4 protein-coding genes are annotated in these 2380 nt (G+C 64.1%); 2 read left to right on the top strand and 2 right to left on the bottom strand.

What is annotated here, in order from left to right; all coding sequences use genetic code 11:
- Both I5W_RS08715 and I5W_RS08710 read left to right on the top strand, forming a co-directional pair.
- A partial coding sequence (locus I5W_RS08715; RefSeq protein WP_044528930.1) for a GTP cyclohydrolase, FolE2/MptA family occupies positions 1 to 524 on the top strand: 524 nt, incomplete at its 5' end.
- A 105-nt stretch (positions 525 to 629) separates the two neighbouring features.
- A complete protein-coding gene (locus I5W_RS08710; protein ID WP_044528929.1) occupies positions 630 to 1595 on the top strand; it encodes a succinylglutamate desuccinylase/aspartoacylase domain-containing protein in 966 nt (321 codons plus the stop codon).
- A 7-nt stretch (positions 1596 to 1602) separates the two neighbouring features.
- Here the strand turns inward: I5W_RS08710 and I5W_RS08705 are convergent, their stop codons facing one another.
- The gene (locus I5W_RS08705; RefSeq protein WP_044528928.1) at positions 1603 to 2085 is read right to left on the bottom strand and encodes a GNAT family N-acetyltransferase; all 483 of its coding nucleotides are present in this window, start codon (positions 2083 to 2085) and stop codon (positions 1603 to 1605) included.
- A gap of 28 nt (positions 2086 to 2113) precedes the next feature.
- Positions 2114 to 2380, bottom strand: a 267-nt coding sequence (locus I5W_RS08700; RefSeq protein ID WP_044528927.1) for a GNAT family N-acetyltransferase, incomplete at its 5' end; no start/stop codon positions are given.

Genomic DNA, 2380 nt, shown 5'->3' with positions numbered 1-2380 from the left:
CTGTCGCCGAATTGCATGACGATGTGCTGGAGATCAGTCTGCGGGTGAGCATCGCCTATTCCTCCACCTGCCCCTGTTCGGCCGCCTTGTCGCGCCAGGCGCTGCAGGATGCCTTCGCCCAGGCTTTCGCCGGGCAATCGGCCATCGAGCGCGAAGCCGCCCTGGCCTGGCTGCAGCGCAACGCCAGCCTGGCCACGCCGCATAGCCAGCGCAGCCAAGCCGAACTCAGCATCAATGTGTCGCCCAAGGCCGAGCAGCTACCCATTGCCGCCCTGATCGATACCGCCGAAGCGGCCCTGGGCACGGCAGTGCAGACGGCGGTGCGGCGTGCCGATGAACAAGCCTTCGCGCTGGCCAATGGTGCCAACCTGATGTACGTGGAAGATGCCGCACGGCGCCTGCGGCAGGCGCTGGAAACCCGCTTTGGCGCTTGCGCGGTACGGGTGGCCCACTTCGAAAGCCTTCATGCCCACGACGCCGTGGCAGCCACTGCCACGCCAGGCTGGCAAGACCGCGTGCGTTAATGCGGCAGACGAAACTTGTCCATGGTGCGGGAGGGCAGTGGCAGCCTACCCCGAACCGGGGTATCGTTGCCGCTTTCGTGTTCTTGTGTATCCAAGCTGCCCATCATGTCCGCTCCCTTTCCTTCTTCCCTGCAGCGCCTGCAATATGCCGCCTTCTCCCCTGGTCCGCGCCTGCTGATCCTGGGGGCGGTGCATGGCAATGAAACCTGCGGCACCCAGGCCATCGGCCGCCTGCAACGCGAACTCGACAGCGGCCGGCTGCGCATCCGGCGCGGCTTGCTCACGCTGGTGCCGGTCACCAATCCGCTGGCCTACCAATTGCAGCAGCGCCAGGGGGAGCGCAACCTGAATCGCAATCTGCGTGCGCATCCGGCCCCCGCCAATTTCGAAGACCAGCTCTGCAACCTGCTCTGCCCTTGGATTGATGCGCATGACATCCTGCTGGACCTGCACTCCTTCCACACCGGCGGCCAGCCCTTCGCCATGCTGGGACCGGAAGACAACCACGATGACATCGAACCCTTCGCCCAGGCGACAGCCGAACAGCGCATGGTGGCACACCTGGGTTGCCAACGTGTAGTGGAAGGATGGATGGGCGCCTATGTGCGCGGCGTGGAACGGCGCCGCCAGCAGGGGCGCGCCGTGTCCCCCGACCTGCTGGACCGCCAGTATGGCGTGGGCACCACCGAATATGCGCGCAGCAAGGGCTTGTATGGTGTGACGCTGGAATGCGGCCAGCACGATGACCCGCAAGCCCCCGAGGTGGCCTACCGAGCCATCCTGCAGACGCTGGCCCTGCATGACATGATCGACCTGCCGCTGCAGCCCCCGGTGGCCGATATCCAGCTTATCCGGCTGGTCGACGTGATCGACATGGACCACCCGCAAGACCGCTTCAGCCGCGACTGGTCCAGCTTCGACCGCGTGCAGCAGGGTGAAGTGATCGGCCATCGGCATGACGGCCAGGCTGTCATCGCGCCTGCTGCCGGCTATATCGTCTTCCCCAACCCGCGCGCCTTGCCGGGAAATGAATGGTTCTACTTCGGCGAAGACAGTCAGCGCAAGCTTTGAAAAGGCTTCAGCAATCCAGCGCGTAGAAGCGCGTGTCGACCACCATCACCGGGAAGGCGGCGGGCAGGTCGCTCTTTTCGATCAAGCGGAAGCCATTCTTTTCATAGAAGCGATGTGCCGCCAGGAACTTGGCGGTAGTGCCGAGAAAGACCTGGTGCACGCCCTGCTCCCTGGCCCAGGCCAGCGCCCCCTCCAGCAGGCGCACAGCAGTGCCATGCTCCTTGCCGCGATGGCTGGCGGCCACGAACATCTTGCGCAGCGCCACCTGCTGGTTGCCGATGTCGAGCAGGGAAATGCTTCCCACCACCTTGCCGGCATCGAGCGCCACCCAGAAATTGCCCAAGCCCTTCTGGTAGAAGCCGGCGATATCCTTCAGATCCGGCTGGCCCTCCAGCGTGATAGGAATGTCGAACTCCTGTTGCTGGATGGGCAGGATGAGGTCGACCACGCCCTGGGCGTGTTGCGGGGCAAAGGCGAGTATTTCCATCATGGCGTATCTTGATAAATGATTTATAGCATTATTTCAGTTCATGCCCGGGCGTAAGCTCCCAGCAACGCGGGCTGTGGGCGAAGCCGATATGACTGTAGTAATCGGTGGCATCGGGTGCGGCCAGCAGGCGCAGGCGGCAACGCGGCCCGAGGCGGCTGCGAGCAGCGCGGATGAGTTCCTTGCCGATGCCCTGGCGCTGGTAGCGCTCATCCACGGCCAGTTCCGACATATAGCAAGCGTAGACGAAATCGGTCACGCAACGCGCCACGCCGACCAGCACATCGCCGTCCCAGGC

It is taken from the genome of Herbaspirillum sp. B65 (assembly GCF_000333555.1).
Lineage (GTDB): Bacteria > Pseudomonadota > Gammaproteobacteria > Burkholderiales > Burkholderiaceae_D > Herbaspirillum > Herbaspirillum rubrisubalbicans.
The sequence above is the reverse complement of the archived record's forward strand: the minus strand, read 5'-3'. Positions and strand labels throughout refer to the sequence as shown.

Bases quoted from the DNA above. Each gene is read 5' to 3' on its own strand.
- I5W_RS08710 (WP_044528929.1), top strand. From the start codon at position 630: ATGTCCGCTCCCTTTCCTTCTTCCCTGCAGCGCCTGCAATATGCCGCC.
- I5W_RS08705 (WP_044528928.1), bottom strand. From the start codon at position 2,085: ATGATGGAAATACTCGCCTTTGCCCCGCAACACGCCCAGGGCGTGGTC.